Annotated in this window: 22 protein-coding genes; 2 read left to right on the forward strand and 20 right to left on the reverse strand. The window is 41.3% G+C overall.

The window, feature by feature from the left end; genetic code table 11:
- Positions 1-157 precede the first annotated feature (157 nt).
- From PCAR9_RS15790 to PCAR9_RS15805, 4 genes are all read right to left on the reverse strand, one after another.
- Positions 158-2,011, reverse strand: a complete 1,854-nt coding sequence (locus PCAR9_RS15790) for an AAA family ATPase (RefSeq protein WP_232091230.1) — start codon at positions 2,009-2,011, stop codon at positions 158-160.
- A gap of 7 nt (positions 2,012-2,018) precedes the next feature.
- Entirely contained in the window at positions 2,019-2,915 is an 897-nt protein-coding gene (locus PCAR9_RS15795; RefSeq protein WP_179984436.1) for a tyrosine-type recombinase/integrase, read from the reverse strand.
- Between the two features lie 160 nt (positions 2,916-3,075).
- On the reverse strand, positions 3,076-4,092 hold the full coding sequence (locus tag PCAR9_RS15800) for a hypothetical protein (RefSeq protein ID WP_179984437.1): 1,017 nt from the start codon (positions 4,090-4,092) through the stop codon (positions 3,076-3,078).
- A 1-nt stretch (position 4,093) separates the two neighbouring features.
- On the reverse strand, positions 4,094-4,678 hold the full coding sequence (locus PCAR9_RS15805; RefSeq protein ID WP_015067949.1) for a hypothetical protein: 585 nt from the start codon (positions 4,676-4,678) through the stop codon (positions 4,094-4,096).
- A gap of 698 nt (positions 4,679-5,376) precedes the next feature.
- Between PCAR9_RS15805 and PCAR9_RS15810 the strand changes: the two genes are divergently transcribed.
- Together PCAR9_RS15810 and PCAR9_RS15815 are read left to right on the forward strand one after the other, a co-directional pair.
- Positions 5,377-6,447: a helix-turn-helix domain-containing protein gene (locus tag PCAR9_RS15810; RefSeq protein ID WP_179984438.1), complete on the forward strand. Its 1,071-nt coding sequence runs from the start codon at positions 5,377-5,379 to the stop codon at positions 6,445-6,447.
- A complete protein-coding gene (locus tag PCAR9_RS15815; RefSeq protein WP_179984439.1) occupies positions 6,431-6,946 on the forward strand; it encodes a PIN domain-containing protein in 516 nt (171 codons plus the stop codon). The genes PCAR9_RS15810 and PCAR9_RS15815 overlap by 17 nt, the downstream gene beginning before the upstream one ends.
- Before the next feature lie 23 nt (positions 6,947-6,969).
- Here the strand turns inward: PCAR9_RS15815 and PCAR9_RS15820 are convergent, their stop codons facing one another.
- The 16 genes from PCAR9_RS15820 to PCAR9_RS15895 form a co-directional block, all read right to left on the reverse strand.
- Entirely contained in the window at positions 6,970-8,256 is a 1,287-nt protein-coding gene (locus PCAR9_RS15820) for a site-specific integrase (RefSeq protein ID WP_179984440.1), read from the reverse strand.
- A 295-nt stretch (positions 8,257-8,551) separates the two neighbouring features.
- Positions 8,552-8,953, reverse strand: a complete 402-nt coding sequence (locus PCAR9_RS15825; protein WP_179984441.1) for an LIC_13387 family protein — start codon at positions 8,951-8,953, stop codon at positions 8,552-8,554.
- Positions 8,953-9,534 (reverse strand): TetR/AcrR family transcriptional regulator, encoded by a 582-nt coding sequence (locus tag PCAR9_RS15830; RefSeq protein ID WP_179984442.1) that lies wholly within the window; start codon positions 9,532-9,534, stop codon positions 8,953-8,955. The genes PCAR9_RS15825 and PCAR9_RS15830 overlap by 1 nt, the downstream gene beginning before the upstream one ends.
- A gap of 26 nt (positions 9,535-9,560) precedes the next feature.
- Entirely contained in the window at positions 9,561-10,190 is a 630-nt protein-coding gene (locus PCAR9_RS15835) for a TetR/AcrR family transcriptional regulator (protein WP_179984443.1), read from the reverse strand.
- Positions 10,191-10,844, reverse strand: coding sequence for a 4'-phosphopantetheinyl transferase family protein (locus tag PCAR9_RS15840; protein ID WP_179984444.1), 654 nt, complete (start codon positions 10,842-10,844; stop codon positions 10,191-10,193).
- The gene (locus PCAR9_RS15845; RefSeq protein ID WP_197964243.1) at positions 10,845-11,873 is read right to left on the reverse strand and encodes a 2-oxoacid:ferredoxin oxidoreductase subunit beta; all 1,029 of its coding nucleotides are present in this window, start codon (positions 11,871-11,873) and stop codon (positions 10,845-10,847) included. It lies immediately after the preceding gene.
- Between the two features lie 32 nt (positions 11,874-11,905).
- Positions 11,906-13,786, reverse strand: a complete 1,881-nt coding sequence (locus PCAR9_RS15850; RefSeq protein WP_179984446.1) for a 2-oxoacid:acceptor oxidoreductase subunit alpha — start codon at positions 13,784-13,786, stop codon at positions 11,906-11,908.
- A 12-nt stretch (positions 13,787-13,798) separates the two neighbouring features.
- Positions 13,799-16,867 carry an efflux RND transporter permease subunit gene (locus PCAR9_RS15855; protein WP_179984447.1) on the reverse strand — a complete coding sequence of 1,023 codons (3,069 nt, stop codon included), beginning with the start codon at positions 16,865-16,867 and terminating at the stop codon, positions 13,799-13,801.
- Between the two features lie 51 nt (positions 16,868-16,918).
- The gene (locus PCAR9_RS15860) at positions 16,919-17,977 is read right to left on the reverse strand and encodes an efflux RND transporter periplasmic adaptor subunit (RefSeq protein WP_179984448.1); all 1,059 of its coding nucleotides are present in this window, start codon (positions 17,975-17,977) and stop codon (positions 16,919-16,921) included.
- 20 nt (positions 17,978-17,997) lie between these two features.
- Positions 17,998-19,641 carry a phytoene desaturase family protein gene (locus PCAR9_RS15865; RefSeq protein ID WP_179984449.1) on the reverse strand — a complete coding sequence of 548 codons (1,644 nt, stop codon included), beginning with the start codon at positions 19,639-19,641 and terminating at the stop codon, positions 17,998-18,000.
- An 81-nt stretch (positions 19,642-19,722) separates the two neighbouring features.
- Entirely contained in the window at positions 19,723-20,070 is a 348-nt protein-coding gene (fdxA, locus tag PCAR9_RS15870; protein ID WP_179984450.1) for a ferredoxin FdxA, read from the reverse strand.
- Positions 20,071-20,095: 25 nt separating this feature from the next.
- A complete protein-coding gene (locus PCAR9_RS15875; RefSeq protein ID WP_179984451.1) occupies positions 20,096-21,619 on the reverse strand; it encodes a phytoene desaturase family protein in 1,524 nt (507 codons plus the stop codon).
- A gap of 37 nt (positions 21,620-21,656) precedes the next feature.
- Complete coding sequence (locus PCAR9_RS15880) at positions 21,657-22,397, reverse strand: SDR family oxidoreductase (RefSeq protein ID WP_179985258.1); 741 nt, start codon at positions 22,395-22,397, stop codon at positions 21,657-21,659.
- A gap of 22 nt (positions 22,398-22,419) precedes the next feature.
- A complete protein-coding gene (locus tag PCAR9_RS15885; RefSeq protein WP_179984452.1) occupies positions 22,420-23,247 on the reverse strand; it encodes an alpha/beta hydrolase in 828 nt (275 codons plus the stop codon).
- Positions 23,244-24,764, reverse strand: coding sequence for a phytoene desaturase family protein (locus PCAR9_RS15890; RefSeq protein ID WP_179984453.1), 1,521 nt, complete (start codon positions 24,762-24,764; stop codon positions 23,244-23,246). The genes PCAR9_RS15885 and PCAR9_RS15890 overlap by 4 nt, the downstream gene beginning before the upstream one ends.
- A complete protein-coding gene (locus PCAR9_RS15895; protein ID WP_179984454.1) occupies positions 24,764-25,657 on the reverse strand; it encodes a diiron oxygenase in 894 nt (297 codons plus the stop codon). The genes PCAR9_RS15890 and PCAR9_RS15895 overlap by 1 nt, the downstream gene beginning before the upstream one ends.
- Positions 25,658-25,667: the final 10 nt, after the last annotated feature.

Genomic DNA, 25,667 nt, shown 5'->3' on the forward strand with positions numbered 1-25,667 from the left:
GTTGGGGTTTTGCTTGCTTACGTTGGTTTTCATCTGCCAACAAGTTGATGGCAAAATCTCTAATTGAAGCGTTAGGGCGAAACTTAGTGCGGCGCGCTAAGATGGCAAAGTCACCTGGAGTAAGGTATTTCAGTTGAAGTAGCGTTTCACTCTCTGGCTAGCTTAGCCTTTTAACTCTTGTTATTTGTTTATACAGCTCCAGTACTTGCACTGAGGTTAAGTACTGACAATCAAGCTTGAAGTCGAAACGACGTAACACCGCTTTATCTAGTTTGGTGACAAAGTTTGTAGCGGCAAATAAAGGTTGAGTGAAACACTCTATTTGCGTTAGAAACTCATTAACGAACTGAAGCTCATGTTGAGCACTTAGCCCTTCCCGAGCACTGAGCAAGCTGTCAACTTCATCAAGAAGGATAACCTGCTCCTCTGCGTGTGCGCGTTGGAAGAGTTCGGCAATTTTCTGTTCGCTTTCACCCACCCATTTACTTAATACGTCCGAGCATTTAACCCGCAAGAGCTTTCTATTGTTTAACTCAGCAAGATAATGCGCATAGGCGGTTTTACCTGTACCTGGCGGACCTGAAATTAACGTTCGACTAGGTAGGTTGTGCTTAAGTGCATAAGAAATATCGTCAAGGTAGGCTTGTGGCTGTTTGATGTTTAGGTAGCTAACCTTAAACGGGATTTCGCCCTTGTAGTTAAGCTTGTCTTGCCACTGCTCTGTCGCGCGGAGAGAGTACTCGACGACATTGTTTACCACTGCTTCTGCATCGCCGCCCTTTGCTTTAACGGTGTGCGCAATGTGAGTAGCATTTGCCACTATCGCAGGCGTGATATTCTCCACCTGACTGATTTGCTTTCGAACAGCAAGAGACAAACCCAAACCGCGATAGTACGAGCGCGTAACGCTTTCTATCTCTTCAGGTTTCAATGACGGTACATCAATGGCGAGCTTGAACCTTCTGATAAAGCTGGCTTCAAGGCTCTGCACATAATTGGTTATCCAAATGCAAGGGATATCGTTGTACTCGATAAAACGCTGTAGGTGCTCTTTACTGTATTGGCTATCAACATTTTCAAATAAGCCCTCACACTCGTCGACTAACAACATAGCGTTAGATTTGTTAGTGAGTAATGAGTTGAGCAAAGAAAGATAACGAAGCCTGTCCTTGTTAGGGAAACGACTGTTAAACTCATCATCGGCATAGTTGCTAGCTAGTGCCGTAGAGCGGATTTCATAAAGCGTTCTACCACAACTTTTCGCTAGTGCGCGAGATAATTCCGTTTTGCCTGTTCCAGATTCACCATACAGCAATACGCTTGTACCCGCGCTTCTGGCTTGTGTAGCAGCATTTAAGTATCGCGCTAGAAGCTCTGTATTGACATGTGGAAAATCCTTGAGCCCAAATGCAGCGTTAGGAGACGGGTGAAGCAGCGGCTCGACCAGCATCTCTCTAGAGGTTATTTTTTCAGTAAGTAACTTACGGATAAGCACCTTAGGCATTTCGCCAAAATCATACGATAAAAAATCCACATCCGGTAAGAAACCATATTGATTCAATCGCGCTGTAGCATGAGTAAACTGCTCGTCATTAACGCCTGTAATGTCTTTAATAATTTCATTAAGAGACAAATGGCTAGCTTGTAAATGCACGGATGAAGCTAACGCCCTCAACCACTGATTTACTTGAGAAAGTAAAGCGAACTGAACAAGCAAATCGGTTTGTTTCGGCAAATCCATTAGGCTTCTGATGAAACTACAGTTGTCTAGAAACGTTTTGGTAACCTTAGGTTGCCTATCACTTATAGTTAAGCACGCTTTATAGTTGACGCTTTCATTTCTGTCTTTGAAAAACGGTACGCTTGAAACACTGCTTCCGCGCAGATTAGACGCAAGGCTTTTACTAAGTACATCGGTATCAACTGATGGCAAATATCGAAGTAGCCGCTTGCCCCACTCACACGCAAGATAATGCAGCTCACCAGACTTTCTTAACACTTTATGAGACATATAGACCTCACAGTTTGTAGGAAAGTAAGGAGGCAGCTTGCTGCATGATCTTTTCACTGCGTTTGTCATACATAATCGTGGTACTGATATCTGCATGCCCTGCCATCTGTCGGACGGTATTTAAATCGACATTCTGCTCGAGTAAACGTGTGATGAAAGTACGCCGAAGGTCGTGCGGTGACACTCCCTCAATGCCAATGGCAGACAATGATTTACGAATTAGAGAATAAACAGCACATGAAGATAAGTGAGTATCATGTTGGATGTTCCCACCTCTCGCTACTCTGTGAAACAAATAACCTTTGTGTTTACCACGTAGCACTAGCCATTCGTTTAAGGCGTGCTGCGCCCACTCCGGCAAGTGAACGGTACGGCTCTTGTTCCCCTTTCCTTTTCTCACGATAAGCGCCGAGCCTGCTACATAGTCTTGAAGTAATAGCGCAACTAGCTCACTTCGCCGTAGCCCTGTTCCTAGAAGTATTGCCAATACAGCATAGTTGCGAATACCGAGTACAGACGTATTTTGTTTCAAATGTGCGAATAGCGTTTGAACCTGCTTAACCGAAAGTGGCTTCCCGTCATGCTCGCCGTGGCACACTTTGCTGATAGCACGGAGCTGAACTAATTGCATTTCAGGCGCCTTACCTGACATAACAGCAACGCCTACAATACTGCGTATTGCTGTCATTGCTCTGTTTATAGACCGTGCTGACCAGCCATTAGCAATTAGTAATGCTTTGATATGGCTAGCTTGTTGAAAGTCTATCTTGTGGTACATCATCTCACGCTTTTTTTCGGGCCAACGTAACAAATCAGCGATACTATTGAGCTGTGAAGCAATAGAGCGCTGACTATTAGGCGCAAGTCGACCTAAATACAACGCATAGGGGCATGCTGCATTCATAAAATGCTCCGATATTTAGTTTAAAAGTATTGAAATAGAAAGGAATTACTGCGAAAAGCTGTATATATGATAGCGAGGCTTTGTGAGAGGTTATACGGCTGTTTTGTACCAGTTTAGTGAAGCTAAGGTACGCAGGCACCTTAGCTTTAATGGTTTGTTGTTATTGCTTCAAGAAGGTTTCAACGAACTCCTTTTGGGTACATCGCCCCCTATTACTAACCCACTTACGAAAAGGGCTGCAAAAGTGCTTGAGGTACTTGATAGAAGGTCCATAATCCCAGCTGAATTCCCCGGAATGAATATCTATTCGATGACGAGCCATCAACCTTCTCAGCTTTCTCCGCTCATTATCACTTTGCTGAGCAGCAATAACTTGATGAGCACCTAAGTTCTTAATACAGTTTAGTAATCTGAAGTCTAACTGAGTCGATGTACATAACTTATCGAGGTCGTAGATAAACAAATTGTCGAGAGCTATATGCTTATCAACTAGTGAAATCAGCTCCTCCCAACAGGTTGCATTCTTCAGTTTTACTTTCTTCTCGATGCGGGTGCAAGGCTTGTTTAGACTGGGTGCACTCGGTCTGCCAGACCTCAAGAGTTTTTCGTTTCGGCTGTACGCTGTGACTCTAACTGTGGACCGCAAACTTCCGATACCTACTCCTGTTAGTGATCCATTTTCAACATAAAACGCACTTTTTTTGCTTCCGCGTAGCTCAACGCCAATTGACCCAAGCGGGCGAAAGAAATCAGTCGCTAGATGAAACATTGATATACTGAACAAGGGAGTAAAGCCTTGCCTCTTATTACATTTTCGGGTGAGATATTTAAACCAGAAACGAGCAACGTCATAGTGATATCTGGTTAGCGGAAAACCTTTCAACTGAATTAGAAGCTTTTCATCGATAGAGTATCTGTAACCAGTGCTTATAACTAAACAAGGTGTTTCAGTGTTTATCTTTCCATATTGAAATTCTTTGCACAGCGGCAGAATTACACTCTGCTGGTAACTTCTAGAGCGCTTCATGATGGCGTATGGTGAACAATGGTTCTTGAACGAAAGCTTTTCCACACATTTGAACAAAGATTGCTCAAATTGGGCCAAGTTTTCATTTGATAGCCCGGTCACTAAGATGTTTAGGGCGTCTATGTCGACATTGATTACATTTTCGCGCATATTAAAGTTCCTCCTCTGATTCTTCCAGTTCTATGAGGCAATTCTCGAGGTCTTCAATTAGCGCTTGCACTAGCTCTTCGTCGTCAATTAGCGTAAATATTATTTTTGCAATTGCTTTTTCATCTTTGACCGTTAGCGCTTCTTTCAACCGAGAGAAGTCAACATCCTTAGTTGGCCCACTTTTGGGGGCATCAACAGTTTCGCTAATACATTGTTCAACAAATTTCTTTGTGACGCTTTCCGGTGAGGGCTTAGATTTTATTTTCAGATTTTCACAGACCTTACGCCATACTCGATACCTTACATCAACATGAAGTTTGCGCATTGCTAGTAGTGATGAATTGGAATACTTACCAACAGGTAGAGATAAGCTTAAAGCTATCTCACCTGCTTTTGCGTGTTCAAACAGCATTGAGTAACTTATACTCGGAAAGGTTTCAGTACAGAAACTCTTGAAGTTTGGGAAGCCAATAACACTATAAGCCTGATTGATGTAAAGGGTTGTAACACTTTCTGCAAAATCGCAGTGTGAGTCATTTATAAGATCGATTAGATCGTAAATTTTATCTTCATTTAATAAACTCATTTTAATCTCCGTAACAAATTGACTGACTATCAGCGACACGAAATTGCCGCTCACGGAGGAATTAGAAAAAACGACAGCGATCTGCATAAAAAATAAATAAAAAAGCAGAACAATTAGGAATAACAACCAACTCAAGTAATATAAGGTTATTAATCATACCCTTACACCATTATTTAGAAGTGAATCCTGAGCTCAGGATTAGTAAGCACCCTTATAAATTTGAATTACACAACTACGAATTAACGATAATTGACAAAAAGTGAACTAGAACATCAATTCCATTATCAAAATGTGCTCTATTAAGCACGCTGCACAGTCATATTAAGATTATTGTGGTTTATCACTCATAACGAAGCATTGGCTTGATTTACTTCTTTTAGGACAAAGTGATGTACCAAAGTATCTTAACTCTGATGCTCTGCCGTGCATGAACAGCCTTGCCTGGAATAGCAATTTTCTTTACTGGGGCACCACAGAAAGTCATATAAGGTATTAATTGGCCAAGTTAGATATATCTTTTCTCTTTAATTCAAATAGCGATAAAAACCGATGGTGATAAGCCATAGACTCGTAGGTCTCATTAGAGGAATTAGCACAAGTCCACTAATTGCGGCCTAGTTAAAACATCGACATCAACTCACCCATGGTTTATAATTTAGTGGAAATAATAAAATTTATAAACCACTTGGAGATTGACTATGTTTTCAGAACGTTTGATGCGAGCACGTAAAGCTGCAGGTATGTCTATGAACGCTCTGGGCATTGCAATTGGTGTATCTGCTAATGCTATTAAGAAATACGAACATGGCGAAGCAATGCCGTCATCAGGGAAGCTTTATAAACTCGCAAAGACTTTAGGAGTCCGCTCAGAATACTTTTTTCGACCAACAAAAGTGGAGTTGGGACATGTTGAGTACCGAAAACGTTCTAATACCCCACAGAAAACTCTCGACCGTATAAATGGCGATGTTCTAGATCAAGCTGAATTATGGACTGAATTACTAGACCTTTTTCCTGACTCTGTCCGCCCGATAAGTAAATTTACTCTACCAGGTAATTTACCTGAGACAGTTGATTCTGAAGAAGCAATTGAATCTATTGCTGAACAAATGCGGAAAGAGTGGCAGTTAGGTCTTAACCCTATTCCTGATATGATCGATTGCCTTGAATCTCGAGGCATTATGGTTATCTGTACCGACGTCAATGTAGGTAATAAGTTTGATGGATTAGCCGGACAGATCAACGAGTCACCAGTTATTGTTGTATCAACAACACAGCCTGGAGATCGACAGCGGTTTACACTAGCTCATGAGCTAGGTCATTTAGTATTGCACGGTCGGTTACCTGATACTATTGACGAAGAGAAAGCATGCAACCACTTTGCAGGTGCCTTTTTACTACCTTTGATAGCAATCAAACAACACCTTGGCACATATCGGCAGGCTCTTGAGCCGCGTGAGCTATTTATGCTTAAGCACGAGTTTGGCATTAGTATGATGGGCATTTTGGTTCGTGCGGGTCAGGCAAACGTAATTTCATCATCTTTGCAAAAGCAATATTACATGAAATTCAATAAGCTCAAGTGGCGTACACGGGAACCAGGCACCGCCTACCCTCAAGAAACAACATTTCTTTACAAACAGCTCGTCTATCGAGCGTTAGCGGAAGATTACATCACAGAATCAAAAGCTGCTGAATTTTTAAAAATGCCACTTTCAGCATTCCACAAAGAACGTAAGCTAGGAATGGCTGATGCAATTACTAATTAGTGACGCAAACATCCTAATTGATATGGAAGAAGGGGAACTGCTGCCACAAATGTTCCAACTTCCTTATAACTTCTCCATCCCCGATATCTTGTTTTACGAAGAACTAGAACAAGAACACAACCACTTAATTGAGCTGGGTTTGAGACTTGATGAGCTTGAGGGAGAGTTAGTAAGTTATAGCTTAGCGCTTGTTGAGCAATATCGAAAACCTAGCCGCAATGATTGTTTTGCGCTTGCGTTGGCGAAACATCATCAGTGCCCACTTCTTACTGGAGACAAAGATTTACGAGCCGCAGCAGAAAATGAAGCTGTTGTTGTCATGGGCACAGTGTGGCTCTTAAAACAACTTGTAATACTACAGCTTATTACAGCGGACGAAGCGAGGACCTCATTAACTCTAATGAAAAATGCTGGCCGTAGGCTGCCATGGCGGAGAGCTGAAGAGTATATTTTAGAAGCAGAACAGCAAATATTGAAAGAACATACACTTGAGCCATGAGTATCAGGAACTATACCGTTGCTTTAAATACAACCACGCCTTCTGTACTCAGCCTCCCAAACCTTGAAGCGCTGTGTAAGTAACTCTTTGGTTTTTAAACCTCGTGCGAGCGCACGTTTGCTTTTTGCCCTTTCTTCTTTATTTTCGAACGTTACTCCGGATAGCTCCTGCTCAAACATACTAGGGACGACATGACTGTAGTGTTGCTCTATCATCGCAATGCTAGTACCGCATTGTCGAGCAAGTACATCAACTCTTAAAGTTCGGCTAAGTAATTGCCAAGTTATGTAAGTATGGCGCAGCGAATAGAGTGTTCTTGGTCCATCTGGGCTGGTCTTCAGCTCTGCTTCTTCTAATGCAGATACAAAGGTTCTACCCAGTTCGTTGGTACTTGAACCGTCTGCTAAGAGAAATATCTTGTCGGACGGTCGGCGATTAGGAAAACGATCCATTAAGTTCATTAGGGGAAAAACAAATTCATCTTTGCACACAACGGTTCTAGTGCCAGTATGTTTAGTGGTCTTGCCTTTTCGTACCTTGATTTTAAAAATAACTTGGTGCTCTTGTCTCGTCATTAAGATGTCAGCCCAAGTCAGTTCTTCCATTTCAGTGCCAGGACGAATACCTGTATTGACAACTACGTCAGCATAATCAAGTAAAAGTTCTCTTATTTGCCTTGTCTTTTCCTTACGGCTGTTGTCTCTCATACTTTCGAGAGTTTCAACGACCTTCTCATATTCAACTTCGCTGAAAGCAGCACGTCTAGCCCCCTGCTCTCCTTTGTTGCTTAATACTGGAACCTGAACTGGCAACATCCATTGATTTTCAACCGCTGCTTTAAACACCATTTGTAGCGCAGCGTTATGATTTAGCAGAGTGGATTTGTTAAGAACCTTACCTGCCTTTTGTATTCGCCAAATGTCGAACTCTTTAAGCTTGTCTTGGTCAATAGAAGTGATATATGTACGGTCAAAAAATGGAATATGATATTTTTTCAAAGCCCCAATGTAGTCTTTGTAGCTAACTTTTCCACCGCCGTGAGCAAGCTCATGTTCCATAGCAAGAATGCTTTTTGCAGCTACATCGCGAAAACGTTTGCTCGTTGTGAGTGTTCCGGTTTCCGCTTTTATTTTCCACTCCATACGTAACAGTCTAGCCGCTGCTACAGCTTCTTCTTTATCAACTTGTTTAGTTGATTTGCAATGCCACTTCCCGAAAAGCTGAAAACGGGCGTACCACTTTTTGCTGTTATCTTGCAGGAAAACGTAGAGCGTGTCGTCGATGTCGTGTCTTGCTAACTGCTTAGCCATAAATACCCATTTGCAAAGAAAAAATAATGCGCTTACTTCGAGTATATATGGCTTAGTTACAATAGCCACCTGTTTTATATAGATATTTTTAGGTTATGTTAATACACATTAACGTGAACTATATTCGTTAAAATTCTTGCTAAGTTGTGCGCGATAATAACATTGAAAGTAAATTGATCTGGCCCATATAAAACTTAACACTCAGTTAGGCCATTACTATAGGCGGTGGCATACCTATCGTATTGAAAACTTCACTTTTATGCGGTCACGCTACCTGAAGAAGTTTCTACTTTACTCAAAGAAGAGTAGAAACTGTAAACAAAATAAAAGAAGTCATAAATCCCCAAAATGGGATACGAAACCAGTATACCTTAGCTAACACTAAATAAATAAAAGTGAAAAATACGGGCATTAGAGATAGAAAAATAGAATTTCTAACAAAATCAAAATCGTATAAAATCAAATATATATATATAGCGGAAAAAAATAGCAACCCCAAGCTATGACTAGTATTAAAACCGATCCAAGCTAACCAACATGAAGTCTCTTTTGTAATATTTAACCTCTCATCCTTCATACGTTCTTTAAGTAGTGTGTCAGCAGGAGCGAATTTATTACCTAGAAGCGTATACAACAGGTGAATTAACCCGAGGCTTCCAATAATTAAAGCAGCTAAAATACAGAGAACTGTTTCCATCAATCAACCTCTTTTATAATTATTTCCAAGTTTTTATCAATCAATTCAGAAAGAAAGTCTCTAAAACAAAACAACTCCTCAGTTTTCAATGTTGGCATTAAACTTTGCATACCAATAAATGAGAAATAAGCAAGTTTTGAATACATCATTACAAGTTCATCTGACTTTTCTGGTAGGGCATAGTCTCTATATATTTTATATATGTATTCTATTCTATCCGCGTCCATCTTTGACTGATAATCACTTGCCAAGCCATAGTGTAAAGCCCAAGACCTCATAGCAATATCAAGTTCATGAGGCAAGGACCATGCAAACTCTCTCAAGGCCACCAACCCTTTATCTGAATACGAATTATTAAGTTTCTCGATTAATAAATGAGAACCTCTGTAATACCAAGACTTTAATACTTCATTATGAAAATCTTCAACATCTTTAAAGTGATGATAGAATGCTCCTCTGGTAATGCCTAAATCATAAGCAATTCTATTAGCTGAAATGCCACTACTACCTTCCTCTACTAATATTGAAAACGCTCGCTCAATCCAAATGTTTTTCTTATTCAATTTTTTTTTATAATGCATATTGTCACCTCAAATTTTATTACTGGTTACTTCGAGTACTCACCCATACTAGCAATAATAATATCTATAACAGTGTCTATATGGGATGTTCTTTGCTTATCCGAAAGTTCAAAAGAAATATCCATCAAGCCTCTCAAATAGAAATCTCCTTTTATGAGATTAAAAAAAGCTACAGCAAATTTTCTTGCTTGAGTTTCGGACAATAAAAAACACGATTGATTAGCTAGGCACTCCTCCAATTGATCAATCATTCTACAGTAAATTTCACCATAAAAGATATCTGCTGAAAATTTAGCAACTTGGGGATCAGCAATAATTGTCTTTGAAAAAGAAAGGACATCCGGGTTTTGAAAGAAGTTCAAATAAAAGGTCGCCAAACTTCTCAATACCTGCCTTGGTGACAGAGATTCGTCACGAATGTAGCCACTGCGAGGTTGAATATTGCTGCACATGTGTTCAGCTGTAGCTTTGCACAGCTCTTCTTTGTTTTTGAAATGAGAATAGACGGTTTGTTTCGATACACCAGAGTTCTCGGCGATTTTATCCATAGAGGTTAAAGCTATACCGTTTTTTAATAATAAGGACGCACAGGCCTCTAAAATTTTTCTCCTTTTTTTCTGACACTTAGGCCTACCCTTTTTATTTGCTGTAGACATCTAGTGTTGCTCCCTGTCAATTGCCACAGATAGTGCATAATCATGTGTTAGAAAATTGGATATGTTATATTCTTCATGCAGCGTTTCGCTCGAAACCTTACATATTTGAATAAGCGGAATTGCCGTTAATTTAGCTACAGCTTCTTTTTCTGTCCAAAACTGATAAAACTTTTCAACACTTAATTTACATTCCGCCAACTTATCTTTATCCTCGTCAGAAAAAACCTCGTCTCTGATATCCGACAAACTTTTTCTAGACTTAAAAACTTCAATATCAACACCTAGAAATTTAGGTGTTTGATAAAAGATAAATACCAAATAATTGACACTGTGACTAAATGCCACCTTAGCAGCAATATTGCCAAAACAATCAAATATTGCGGAGAACTTATTAACCTTACAATATTTCAATGTATAGTTTTTTAGGTCCCCGCAATCTTGTCCAAAGAATAACCTCTTAATAATGTATCGGCTTTTTAAAAACTCGCTTTTTCGCCGGGGGTTAAGGTAACTTGCATATTTCTCTTTCTCTTCCATTGATAAGCATGTCGCTTCAGCATCAGGCTCGGCTATCGGTGTATTCAGGTCTGCAATATGAACGTCAAGCCTCACTCCTCCAACCTGACACACGAGCTGCTTTGATGCTTCCTCCACCTATTGCTGGATCCAGGTATTCTGTGCCATCAAAAGGCTTCGAATCGCTGGCTTTTCCTTACAGCGCATCATCTCATTGTCGGTAAAAGCATCTTCGTATGTAGGCTTCTCTTCTCGTTTAAAGATCCCTAAAGGAATTGGAAAATCTGGCATCTTCAAGTTGGAGAGAAAATGTGGGTAAAGCGAAGATTCGGCACGTTCTGTGTGGTATATCGCACTAGGTGGCAAAGGCTCATTTGCACCTATGGTTTGTACCGATGGGTTAAATCCATCACTAACAATCACCTTGTCTTTATTTGCTCCAAATAGTAGAGGGCTCTTATCCAACAGATGGACAATGCTATCTTGATTGGTTTTACGATCTTTAAGGCTACTGAAGGCACCATCGTTGAAAATATTACAATTTTGCAGTACCTCAATAAAGCTCGCCCCTTTATGTTTAGCTCCCTCTAAAAGAACATTTTGTAAATTTGGCGCGTCTGTATCTATCGCTCTAGCAACAAATGTTGCGCCCGCTGATAACGCGAATGATATAGGGTCTACAGGTGACTCAATGCTGCCATTAGGACTGCTTTTAGTAACCTTGCCTTTTTCCGAGGTAGGTGAAAATTGCCCTTTAGTGAGTCCATAGATACGGTTATTGATCAACAGTATATTGACATTTATATTTCTTCTAAGGATATGTAGCAAATGATTGGCACCTATACTCATGGAGTCGCCATCGCCGGTAATCACCCAAACTGAGAGATCCGGATTGGCTATTTTGATGCCTGTCGCTATGGTAGGTGCTCGGCCATGAATAGTGTGGAAACCATAGGTGTCTAGATAGTAAGGCATGCGACTAGAACATCCTATACCAGAAACAAAAACAATCTTTTCTTTAGGCACATTAAGTTGTGGTAGCACCTTTTGAACGCTGGATAGGATTGAGTAATCCCCACAGCCAGGACACCATCGAACATCCTGGTCAGAAACAAAGTCACTTTTCTTTAATGTTTGTACGTCTTTTGCGTCTTTTACAATTGTCATATTCATTTTCCTAATTTCATCGTGACTTGGGACTAAAGAGTACCGTTAACCACACTTTCGCCATCAATCTGCGCTAATATCTCTCTGCTTCGTAGGCAAACTTCCTCTATTTTGAATGGAGAGCCGGCGACTTTTTGGAATACATCATGTTCTATAAGTAATTCAGACTTTATTACCGCACTTAACTGCCCAAGATTAAGTTCGCATACTAAGATCTTCGAATAATTGTTTAGCGCTTCCTTCAAACCGTTCTGCAATGGGAATAAGTATTTGATCATTAGCAAATCAACCTTATACCCTTCTGATTTGAGTTGTTCAGTGGCTGCTTTTAAGCTCCCGGCTGTCCCCCCCCAACCGACGATTAACAAACTACCACCTGAGTATTGTTGCGCGTCAATAGTGGGAATATCTTGTTTTGCGGCCATTAGCTTAGCGCGACGGGTTAGCACCATCTTGTGATGATTATCTTCATCATAGCTGATAGCTCCTGAATCATAATCTTTCTCTAAGCCTCCTAATCGGTGCTCGTAGCCAGGGATACCAGGTGTTACCCAAGACCGAGCCATACTTTCAGAGTCTCGCGAGTAAAGACTGTCTGGTTGGGGTAAAACAGTTTCTTCAGGTGCACTGTGGACGAATAAGTCTTCCGACAAGCGCCAAGACTCAACACTATTTGCTATATAGCCATCTGACAATAGAAACACAGGCGTCATGTACTTAACTGCCAGACTAAAAGCCTTTTGAGCCATGTGAAAACAGTCGCTTGGTGAGGTTGCTGCCAAAACAATAGCGTCGCACTCTCCATGACGGCCGTGCATAGCAGCAAGCAAGTCCGATTGTTCAGTTTTAGTTGGCAACCCTGTGGACGGACCACCACGTTGAATATCAAATATGACCATAGGCAACTCTGCCATTACGGCCAAACCAATGGCTTCCTGCTTTAAATCCAATCCTGGGCCACTGGTACTAGTTAGCGCAAGATTGCCAGCAAATGCTGCACCAATTGCTGCACCAGCTGCCGCAATCTCATCTTCAGACTGAAATACCTTTACGCCATATTGCTTATAATTCGCCAGGGCATGCAGGATATCGGAAGAGGGGGTAATTGGATAGCTAGCAAAAAACAGATCCTTACCAAGCTTTATCGAAGCAACTACCGCACCGAGAGCTAATGCGTCATTCCCGTTAATATGTCGATAAACGCCCGGCTCCATGTTAGCTTCCGGCACAAAATAGCCCGTGCCAAATAATTCAACCGAATCGGCATAGTTATAACCGGCATTTAAAACGTCTAAGTTACCTTGAAGAATGGATTCCTTTTTCGAGAACTTGTCTGAAATCCACTGCTCAACTTTTTTTAACGGGCGCTCATACAACCAACATACTATTCCAAGCGCAAACATGTTCCTAAAACGTAGCGCATCTTTGCGGCCTATATCCAAATGCTCAGTCGTATCGATCGTCAACTTTGTCATCGGAACTTTAATCGTATTAAACGCAGCAATTGAATCTGACTCCAAAGGATCATTAGAATAGCCAGCCTTTTTTATGTCTAATTCTTTAAAGTTGTCTTCATTGACAATTAAAGTGCCGCCACGTCGAAGCTGAGCAATGTTACGTTTTAACGCAGCCGGATTCATTGCAATTAAAACATCCAGCTGATCTGCTGTCGCGGAGATATGATTGCTTGAGAAGCAAAGCTTAAATCCTGATACCCCAGTAACGGTTCCCGCGGGAGCCCTAATTTCAGCAGGAAAATCTGGAAAGCTACTAATATCGTTTCCAAATTCAGAAGAAACTTGGGCAAGTCTCTGCCCGATTACCTGCATCCCGTCTCCAGAGTCACCTGAAAACAACACTGTAACTTCTTCGACTTCTTTACGAAGCGTATCTAGCTCTATTAATTCGGACATGTCTTTCCCTACTCATTGTGTCATAGATGTTGGTGATAACCACGTGTAAAGCACAGGCACCATAATCAAGCTAATCAATGTCGACACTATCATTCCTCCTATGATTACCCACGCAAGTGGAGACCAAGTTAAGCTTCCTTGTAATGCAATTGGAAGAAGGCTAAACACCGTGGTCAAGCTAGTTAAAATAATAGGAGTAAGCCTAGTTTTGCATGCTTCGAGACAAGCCTGAGTTCTACATCCTGTGTTCTCAGTTAATTGGTTAGCAGTATCAATTAAGATAATGGAATTGTTGACGACTATTCCAATTAGACCTGCTAAACCTAAAAAAGCCATAAAGGAAAAAGAATACCCTGTAAAGTAAAGGGCCAGTATTGCCCCGGATATTGCAAATGGAATGGATACAAAAACAATTACTGGTTGTGAAAAGGAACGAAACTGAAATACCAAAACAGTAAAAATACCAAACAATGCAATAATTACGGATTTAATCAGCCCTCTAAAGGCTTCATCTCTGGACTCTCTTTCCCCTCCGAACTTAAATCTAACGCCAGTGGGCAAATCAAATTCTGATAGTTTTTGCTGTATCGTTTGAGTAATTGCTTCAACATTATGTGTACCGTAAACGTCGGCAGTAATTTTGGCCGAACGCTGGCTGTTATAGTGCTGTATCTCTGCAGGTTCAGCTGTCAATTCTATACTGGCTACCTGTGACAGAGGTATCAGTTGGTCATTGTTATTTGGGACCATGATATTAGAAAGATCAGCTAACTTAGCACCTTCTGCCGCTGCCATGCGCACCACAATCTTGAAACTGTCACCATAATTGTCCTGAAAATCTCCAACATGCAGTCCAACTAGGCTCATACGCACGACTTGGTCAATACTTGAAATGGATACGCCAGCCTGCGCCGCGCGCCCTCTATCAATATTCAATTTTAGCGTGAGCTTCTCTTCGCCTACAGGATTTAAAACATTATGGATACCATTAAGACCAGCTAAGAGCGATTCAATATCTTTGGAAACTGATTGCAGAACGACAAAATCATCGCCAAAAAGGTACACCACGATAGGTGCCTCTATTGCAGCGCCTTGCTGAAAATTCTTAAGTGTGACTTCTGCCCCAGTAAAGTTGTCCAATCTCTCTCTCAAAGATCGAACCACTTGCCAATACTGGCTATAGTTATGCGTATCTACCTGAACAAAAATTTGCGCTTGGTTAGGTTGTTCAGCCAGTGGCGTTTCAGAATAATATATTCGTGGATTTCCGCGGCCTATATTGGTTGCATAACTCGCTACATTAGGAAATTCAGCTAAGATAGCTTCTACTTCTGCCGCAGTACTAGCGGTTTGTTTTAGATTGCTGTTAGGAGGCAGTTTAATGTTGACAAGAAAACGGTCATTTTCAGCCTTGGGGAACAGACTAACGCCGACATTACTAAATAGCGACAAGGTACTAATGAAGGCTATTAGTATAAGCAAAATAAATAGCTTGGACCTGCCTAACACAAAGCTTAGAAATGACTGATAAGGTCCATTTGTAAAGGCTAAAAGCAATCTGGACGCCAGCTTAATATTATAGGTATGTGCCTTTTGGCTATTTCGTCTCAGCGAAAACTTATTGAACCAATTAACCATCAATGGCGTTAACAATAGCCCCATAAACATAGAAGCTATCAAAGTGTACATAACGGTCAGAGGTAAAGATCGAATGAAACTTCCTGCATTAGTCTGCATGGCTAACACAGGTAAGAAGGCAAGCAATGTAGTCAAAGTTCCGCTTACCACTGCACTACTAATTTTAGTAGTTCCCTTCTTTGCCGCCAACTTAACATCCTGGTGACGAGACATCTGTTGGGCGATACTGTCAGTTACAACAATAGCATTGTCGACCAGTAATCCTAGAGCGATTATCAAACCAATAATAGACATCTGTTCAATGCCAAAATTAGAAAGGTCTAGTAACCCGAATCCGATAAGGATAGAAATGGGGATAACGGAAATGACAATAATCATGTTCCGAACTCCCATAAACAGAAATACGATTGCACCTACCAACAATAGTCCTGTCAACAAACTCCCAAAAAATTCATTCAATCTTTTTGTGACACTTTTAGACTGGTCCATGACCACCTGCGCCTCAATATGGTTCGGCAAAGTTTGTTTAAAACTATCTAGTTCCCTTTGCACTGAACGTTTGATGTTATATATATTGGTGCCTTCATTCTGCATGGCTGTGATAAAAATGCTGCGTTGCCCGTTATATCGAGCAACATATTCGAATTCAGCATCAATAAATTCGACATCTGCTATATCTTTGAGATAGATAGGCTGACCATTTAATGCATATATAACCGTTGTACGAATGGCATCAATATCGACATATTTCCCGCTGGTTTTAAGTGTAAACCTCCTGCCTTGAACATTTACATGTCCACCTGGTAAATTCTCAGCTTCGCCTCTAATTGCCGCCAATGCATCAGACAGCCTAAAACCAAAATATTTTACACGCTCAAAATCTACCGTTATTTGAATTTGCTGATCTGGAATACCCCATACTTCAGACTTTTTAATACCGTTAACGCTTTCCAGAATTTTTTCAAACCTTTCCGCATAAAGTCGCAATTCCCGATATGAAGCTGATTCTGAAATCAACGCGAATTGAAAAATGTTGACATCGCTAGGAGATAATTTCTTCACTTCTAGCTTAGTCAAAGTATCTGGAAGCCTATCGCTCATCTGAGCTAATGCAGAGACCAAATCATCGTATTTCTCGTCCGGCTCAGTGCCATAATTAAACTCAACTCTCTGCGTCACCAATCCATTGCTGATATTAGTGCGCACCTCCTTCAAATCTTCTATCTCATTAATAGCCTCTTCCATAGGATCTGCGATGAGTTGTTCCATATCTTGTGTATCTGTGCCTGGGCTCAATGCAACGATGTAATTGATCGGAAAAGACAACTGCGGATCTTCAGAGCGTGGCATAGTCAAGAAAGAAACCAGACCCAAAAATATGAATGTCACTATCAGTACTAAGCTAAATCGATAATTGTCGAGTGCACTGCTTACAAGTTTCATAGTATTAGTAGTCTTATTTGTTGAACATCAATGAATCAAAAAAGGCACAACTTAATATTGCCTAACTAAAACCTTTTCCCCATCAGCTAAATAGCTAGCCCCCCTTGTAACTTGGTGCTGCACGCCTTGGAGATTGTCGAGGCTAGCAATATGATCGTCTGTAAAGAATGAAATTGCCGTTTTCATTCTTTTTACTACTTGCGTTTCTTCGTCATAAGCAAAGAATATGGCCTTTCTATCTTCAACCGAAATCAATGAGTCGAAATCTATGTATGTGTAGGTATTTTCGTCCTGAGGGAATAAATCGACACTAACCAAATAGCCAACCCTAAAACTATCTATGGGTTCGTCAATCTTAACCTCCACTTGGAATAAGCCATTATTGCCATCTGATTGCGAAGAGATACGGCTTACTTTGCCTGTGAATATATCCCCCCGATAAGCGCCTACACTAACCTTTGCTTCATCTCCCAAGTTCAACTTGACCACGTCGTAGTCCGGCACTTGGACCTGTGCCAGCCACCCATCTTGATCGGCAGACACTATGAAAATTGTTTGTTTCGCCGCGACCAGTTCGTTTTCCTCAATTCTGCGTTCCAAGACGATTCCGGCGTGTGGGGCCAATATCGTCGATAAACTTTGGTCAAATTTGGCAATGTTTAAGTCTGAAACAGCAGTCTCATACCTATTTTTACTGTGCTGATAATCAGATTCAGAAATAAGCCTTTGCCGAAAAAGATTTCTATCTCTTTCCCAATCACTCTCAACAGTCCTCAAAGCTGATTCTCTACTATTAACTTTCGCGACGATTTCTCGTTTGTCTAAACGTGCCAGCAGTTGGCCAGCCTGCAATATGTCCCCTTTATCAACATAAATCTTTTCAACTAGACCACCTATGTTGAAAGCCAGTCGAATTCTGGTGTTATGAATTAGAATGCCTGTAGAATGGATGGGCTTCTCTGATTTCCCCCTTACTACAGGGCGAATTTCTACCGCTCTTAACTTGTCTACTTCTTCGGCATAAAGGCTGTTAGAGGAAGTCACGCCTACTACAACTGATATATATGCAATATACGAAAAAAGTTGTTGATAAAAATTTGCCCATTTCATGTCTACTTACCTTTTAGAAACTACGCAGGTTCACCGGCGGCCCTTTTGTTCTTCCCTAATACTTCCATTCTTACCTTACGGCCTAATATTGCACTGGCAGCTTCCAAACCACCTGTCATAGCCCCAAATATCCCATGGCCTGAACGTGTTGAAGCTCCACAAAGATAAAGCCCTTTCACATCAGTCTTTTCGCTTGGTCTACGGTGTAGGAATTGTTCTGGGGTAAAGGCAATACCGTAGGAAGTGCCCTCGCTAGAGCCGATAAATCGTGTAACCGAAAAAGGTGTTGAAATATCTAAATACACAATGTGTTCAGCTAACCCAGGGATCACTCTCTCGGACTCCTGAATTAGCTGCTTGGCATACCAATCCTTCTTCTTCAGATACTCGGGGTTTTTACGATAACTTCCATCATCAACTTCTTGTTGCGTCAATCCCCAAGACTCTGGTGCGCTAGGCACCACGGACATAAGTTGCAGGTTATAAATACCTTCCGGCGCAAGGTTAGAATTATCTGGATCTTTTAATGTTGCGTTACCGATAAATACATGTGGATTCTCTGGGAACTTTCCGTCAAAAATTTCTTTGTAGGCTTTTTCATAATCGTACCCAGGATAAATTCTGTAGTTGGTATTCTTATGTCCTTTCGCCTTCATATCTAAATCTACTCCTAGATATACAATTGCCATAGAAGGTGACATTTCGTAGCCCTTGGTTTTTTCAATTGTTTTGTTCGAAAGGTATTGAGAGTCTACAAGTTTGAGCAGTGTCTGCTTAATGTCAGAGTTTGCGATTACATTGTCAGAGTAAACCTTACGCGTGCCAAGTTTCTTATTCTCGAATTCAACACCTTTGACTCGACCATTTTCAACTAAGATTTTAGTGACCTTTGAGCGCAGTAAGATTTTTCCACCATTACGTTCTACTGCTTCACCTAACTTGTCAGAGAACAGCTGCCCACCACCAGATGGATAATAGGACCCTTGCAAGAAATGATTCGTCACACCTGCATGGCCAGCCATACTCGCTCGACTGGGTGGCTGGTGGTATACACCAAGCTGGGCAGTTAGTATCGCTCTAAGCTTGGTATTCTGGGTGCAAGTATTGAGAAACGTTTCAACAGTACAGTTAGCGTACCTAAGCAGCATTAGCGACTTAGGGAGTACCCATAACGCAGACATGGGATTCGAATGGATACCCATAAAATCCCACACCTGTTGAAGGAACTTAAAGTACCTTTGGATGCCCTTCTTCTCTTCGGGGAATTCATCCAGGAGTTTTTGTTTGAACTTTTCAAAACCACGAGGAATACCGAAGGTAAAATCAGGGAAACAAAGGGTATCGAACCCCTCGGGATCTTGTTCCAGAAAGTTGATTTCATCCATATCAATACCAGCTCCCTCTAGAATTCGAGGGATCAAGCCTCCTTTCCCGCAATCACCTATATAGTGCAAGCCCACATCAAATTCGTAGGACTTACCATGGCGATGAAATACAGTTGCACAGCCACCTAACTGGTAGTGCATTTCGAGAACTAATACTTTCTTACCCCTGTTAGCCAAAGTAGCAGCCGCTGTCAAACCGCCAATTCCAGCACCTACAACTATCACGTCGTAGTGCTCATCAGCTAACTCCTTCACCCTATCTTTTTTAACGTTTTCCATTCTCGACCTATAAATTTTTAGTGTAACTTATGAGTATCAAAGCAGAATATCCAATAGAGATAATCGCAACAAAATGCCCGCCTAAGCGGAGAGCTCCTTAACTGGAATACGTTCCAACAACGCCAGTTTGTCAGGTTTACCGCTCCAGGATTTATAATCGTCCATAGGAGCTTTTGGCTCTAAAATTTCTGGCCATTCTTGAGCAAGTTCAGCATTGATTTGAATAAATGTTTGCGCCTCATCTGGCAATTCACTTTCTGCAAAAATGGCTTCTTCTGGGCACTCAGGTACACACAAGCCACAATCCACACATTCCTCAGGATCAATAACTAAAAAGTTGCTGCCTTCTCGGAACGCGTCTGCAGGACAAATGTCTACACACGCGGTATGTTTGCAATTAATGCATTTATCTGTAACGACAAAGGTCATATATCTTCCCCTCTATGAATAGAAACTAAAAGTAACGGTCTACTAACACTCTCGAAGACAACATGGTGCCGATGAAGCCAGCACCAGGAAATGTCCAAGCACCTACTTGATATAACCCTTTGACCGGATACTTCTGTGGAAAGCGTCTAAACAGTCCTGACTGATTTATATTCTGCTCAAAGCCATAAATAGCACCACCTGGGTTGTTGGTGAACTTTGTCATCGTTCTCGGAGAACCGGCTTCACAAACTTCGATATGCTCTCTTAAAGAGGGGATTTTCTTCTCAGCTCTGGCGATTAAAGATTCGGTAAGTTCTTGCTTCTTCTTTCTATAATCCATCTTAGAAAGAGTGTGCCAATTATCCTTACCAATTAATGTGAACAGGCCCAAACTCGATTTTCCTTCAGGCACCAAACTATCGTCAACATTAGAAAAATAGTTTATTGACCAGCCGGTTTCATCGCCAAATACTTCACCGTTCTGGACCTTACTAAACTGCGCGACCTGGCAACTTTCTGGCGCAAAAAAACGAATATATTCAGCCTTATGAACGCCTAATTCCTGTAACGTGCAATCGAGTCCTAGGTAGACCTGAAAGCCTGATATAGACGTTTTCAAACCCTCTAGATTTTGCGTAAACTTAGTGCTGAATTTATCGCGTCCAATCATGTCGACAACCGCGTAAGGGCTTATGTTGGACACCACTTTCTTAGCTTTTATCAAGCCATGTTTTTTGGTCTTGACGCCCTCGATCCTGTTTTTTTGATTTACCACAATTTGAGAAACCGGGGTAGAAAGCAGCACATTGCCGTCATGTTCCTGAATGACTTCAACTAATGCGTTTGACAGTTCTTGCGAGCCGCCTTTGACTGAATAACCACCATTTTCCAGATAATCTATAAAAGGGTACGAAAAATAGCCGAAGGCCAACTTCTTGGCTGGTAAACCATAATAGCTCCACTGTGCAGAAAGTGTCGCTTTTAGCCTTTCATTGTTAGTGTAGCGAGAGAAAAAATCATCGACAGTGTCGTGTTCATATTTCAATATGCGCCTATTGAAAAATGGTACTGACATCATTCTCAGCCAAAATGGTTTTTTTGAATATAAAAACCCAGACAAGTCTTTATAGTTCTTTTTTGCTTCAGCAAAAAGCCTGATGATATTATCCCGCTCCTCAGGAAAGTACTTAAAGAGCTGTTCCTTATAATCCTCAATATCACGATGCTTTGCTTTTATATCAATATCACCATATTGGAACTGATAAAGCCTCTCGTGTTTCAAAAAGGTGACTTTGTCAGCGACGCCGCAATCTTCAATGACTTTAAAAGAATTAGCGCCTTTGACTACACCATCAAATGAATGAAGAGACACATCAAACTCAAAATCCTTGCGCTTAAAATTTGTTGCATAGCCTCCTGGGATATTGTGCTTATCTAAAATAAGCACTTTCTTACCCTTTTTCGCCATGAGTGAGCCGGCTGATAAAGCCCCTAGCCCTGCTCCAACAAAAATAACGTCATAAGTATTTTCTAATGTAGAGTTTGTCATACTGCCGATATTCCCTGAATCTTTATCTATTGTTTAATTAGGCTGTCAATCCACCATCAACTACAAAGTTTTGACCTGTGATGTAGCTGGCTTTTTCAGAAATAAGAAACTCTACGAGATTAGATACATCCTTTATCTCACCCATTCTCTTTAAAGGAACCTCTTTGGTTATTTTCTTCTTTGCCGCGTCTGGCATCTGCGAAACCATGTCTGTCGCAATAAACCCAGGTGCAACCGAATTGACTGTTATGTCAAACCTAGCGGCTTCTAAAGACAGTGTTTTAGTCATACCTATCATTGCAGCTTTTGTCGCTGCATAGCTCATTTGCCCCTTATTTCCTTTTATTCCAGTAACTGAAGAAATGTGAACAATTTTTCCTTCTCTGTTTTCGCTCATTGCAGGGATTAAACACTTATTGAAGTACACTGCGGAATTTAGGTTTGTCGCGATCACTTTTTCATATAGTTCAATATCAAACCCATAAATCAGTTGATCACCCGTCATCCCCATATTGTTTATTACCGCATAGGGAGCGCCATATAGTTCGAGCAGCGAGTGACACAATAAATCCACGTTGCTATATACGCTGCCATCACATTGGTAACCCTTAGCTTCGCCACCACTTTCTTTGATTGACTCTTCAAGCTCTGTTGCTAATTGCTGAGAAGAATTAAAGGTAAAAACGACAAAGTAACCTTGTGCTGCAAGATGCTCTGTCATACCTTTGCCAATACCACGACTACCGCCAGTAACCAGAACCCATTTTTTATCATTCATCACGTTAAACCCACCATTCTGCTTAGTTTTGTTTAGTCAGTGAATTGGCTTCAAAGAAGCCCACTAACTCCTGGAGATAGTCCTTTTTACGCATCTTGTAGTTGTCTAAATGACCACAGCCAGGAAAACTCGCAAACTCCATGTTTCTGCAGTTGAGCTTTAGTTCCTCAAGATCAGTATCGAGAATGTACTCATCTTCCAAACCATAAAGAAATTTGATTGGTAAGTTTTCCACTCTGCGCAGAGAACCAATAATTGGACTCGTACCTGTCGGCGTTGCTAAATGACTGCTACTTATCCACTTCATTGCCTTAGCCAATATGCCCTTTTTGAAGAAGACAGTGACTGTGCCAGGCACACTGTCTAATACAGCCGAAGCAAATGGCGTCTCATTTTTTGCTAGCGCATGAGACAAGTGGAAACCACCAAACGAATACCCCAAAGAATGGATCGGTAAGCCAGGGAATCTTTGCTCAATCATCTTAGCGATAGATATCACGTCATCTGAAAAAGCATGACCTTTAATATTGCTGCACCCAAAACCTTTGAAATTGAACGAGACCACATGAAACCCTGAATCTAACAGCGCTTTGTCTAACTCGCTGTTAAAGAAATAATGCATTCCATACTTCAGAAATGGATGACATAAAAGCACGACCCCTTTTACATTAGTCGACGGACTCGTTTGAATTGATCCTTCCAATTGACTGCCATCCAACCCCCTCTGCAGAAAATACTCTGCTCTTTTTGGAACAGCCTGCTTCCAACCATGCATGGGTCTGAACATTAGCTTCATAAAAAGCTTTGAAATGGCAATACCGAAGGGACTAATCTGTACATTACTGCTCATACAAAACTCCATTTATTGGCTTTATTTTCAGCGTATCCGAATGCGGCTTCATAACTTGGTCCAGCTACCCAGGCACTAACAAAATCAACCCCTTTAATTGGAAACCTATGATGAAAAACGTGCCCACTTAGATCGGTTCCTACCATTGCACCGTATCCGGAACCAGCGGTATTGTTGGTAAAACGCACATAAGTGCGTGGTGTTGATAATTCCTTGAACACAATATGCCCTTTAAGTTGGGGGAATTGCTCTATCAATCGAGCTAACATAATGTCACTCGCTCGCGACTTTTTTTCTCGATACTCTGGAGTACGACGCTTGGGCCAATGCTCAATGGAGTCCAATATATTCAGACAGATCACCTTCCCCCCTTCCTTGTCGAGGAGGTGATAGTTGGTAACTTCCATAGGTGAATTAAACCAAAAAGCCATCTCGCTTTCTGACTCCTTGTAGCCAGATGCCTGCGCGATTTTTCTGAATTCCCCTGATTTACTCAGTAGCTTGCTAAAAATCATAGATTCGGTAAATTTCAAGCCTAGCTCTTCAGGAGCAATATCTGTAGCTACATAAAGCGTTGTTGTTGAACGTGCCGGTTTGAGTGAAGTTAGCTTCTCCTTCACTGCGTCAAGATTTTCATTTTGTTCAAAGAGGTTATCTAACGCGTAATGGGGGGAGGCGTTTATGTAGACTCTATTGCTGTAAAAGTTGCCTTTTTTTGATTCTATGCCAATTACCTGATCGTCCTCGACCAGAATTTTATTAACATGATGGCTCAACAGCACCTTGCTGCCATTAGCCTCAATTCTGCCTACCAATACATTGGACAAATGCTGCGATGCGCCTTTGACATAGGCATTTCCACGGTTCAAGGTTGCATACACAACATGCAAATAATAGAGATACCCTAAGTCCTCTGGGTAGCCCCCCACATAAATGCCCGGTGCAGCTAGAATTTCCTTTAAATAAGGATCATCGAACAGCTGATCTAACCCTTCTTCAACCGTAACTTTTTTCAAATTCTTGTGCGCATAACGCAACTGTTCCATGTTAGGTTCGAAGGTCCCGTTTAACATTTGAAACTGATAGTAACCATCACGTCCGTAGGTTCTAACTTGTTCAAAGAAGAGGCGAATCGAATCTGTTTCGTGGGGAAAACGTTGACAGAGTTGCTCTTCCATTAAATCAGCGTTGTTCTTTAACACCAAATGTTCTTGGTCATTGCAACTGCAAAAATAATCGGGCGGGTAAATCAGATCCAGGTCGTCAAATAAATCCAAATCCTCAAGAATACGGTTTAGGTTCCCTCCTTCAGACATACCACTCAACTTATGCAGGCTACAGTCAAATATAGCTTCAACTTTTGGACGCTTAAATACTGACGCGTAGCCTCCTGGAACAATATGCTTGTCGACAATCAGTAGACGTAAGTCACTGTTCTTTTTGACCAGAATTGCTGCGCAGGCAAGGCTAGTGATCCCTGCGCCGACAAATATTGCATCCCAATTATCTTTCTGCATTATCTCAAGCCCAATTTGTCAATCCATGCATAAAACTCTGAGAACCTCTCAGAATTAATTCTCTGGTTATTCTCTGACCCCCACACCTGCATAATCTTTTCTTGTTCATTTGGTTGTACTGGAAATTTGTACGAGGTGTGTAACGCTATTTCGGGGTTATAACTGAACATATTGATAAGTTTAGGGATAAGGTCCTTTGCCATAGCTCTAGTTTGCATAACCTCTTGCTCACTGGCATTTTCGAAGTACGCTTCTGAAATCCAGCGCCCGAAAGCGATATGACGGGCTTCATCAAAGTGGTGGGCTTTAAATAGTTGCCTGGCCATCGGCTCTACATTGTCTTTCTGAGATGTATGCATAGCACCCAGTTCAGCAACCCACTCAATAAGTAGTGTGAACAGTATTCCTATAGAAGGTGCCATCTTAGGTAATGTCACAGTTAACAATTCGTACAAACCTACCGGTGGCTTCCACATTTCAAGTCCAGCTAGTTGCATGAACTTTTTGAAAGTCATGGTATGAACCAACTCTTCCTTTGAAAAAAGCATGAGATATTCTTTGGTCGTTTCGTCTATCTGCTCGTGATACTTATTGACATATCCCATATATAAAACGGGGATGGTCTGTTCCAACCAAATGAACATGGAAATATCGCGCCCTGTCTCCAACCACGCCAATTCGAGTCTTTGCTCATCATTAAGTTGTTCATAAAACTCGGTACCGTAAATCCACAGATGATCAGGCTGCTTTGGGTACATGCTTAAGTCGACCCCGTTATCCCAAGGTAATACTGTGGCAAAATCCATTGGTTGATGATGTGACGTTTTAATTAGCTTGGAGACCTTAGTTAGTCTGTCTTCGTTTAAGCTAATAACATTTTCATCGAGCGGCATAAGATTTCCT

The organism is Alteromonas macleodii (genome assembly GCF_903772925.1).
GTDB classification, from domain to species: Bacteria; Pseudomonadota; Gammaproteobacteria; order Enterobacterales; family Alteromonadaceae; genus Alteromonas; species Alteromonas macleodii_A.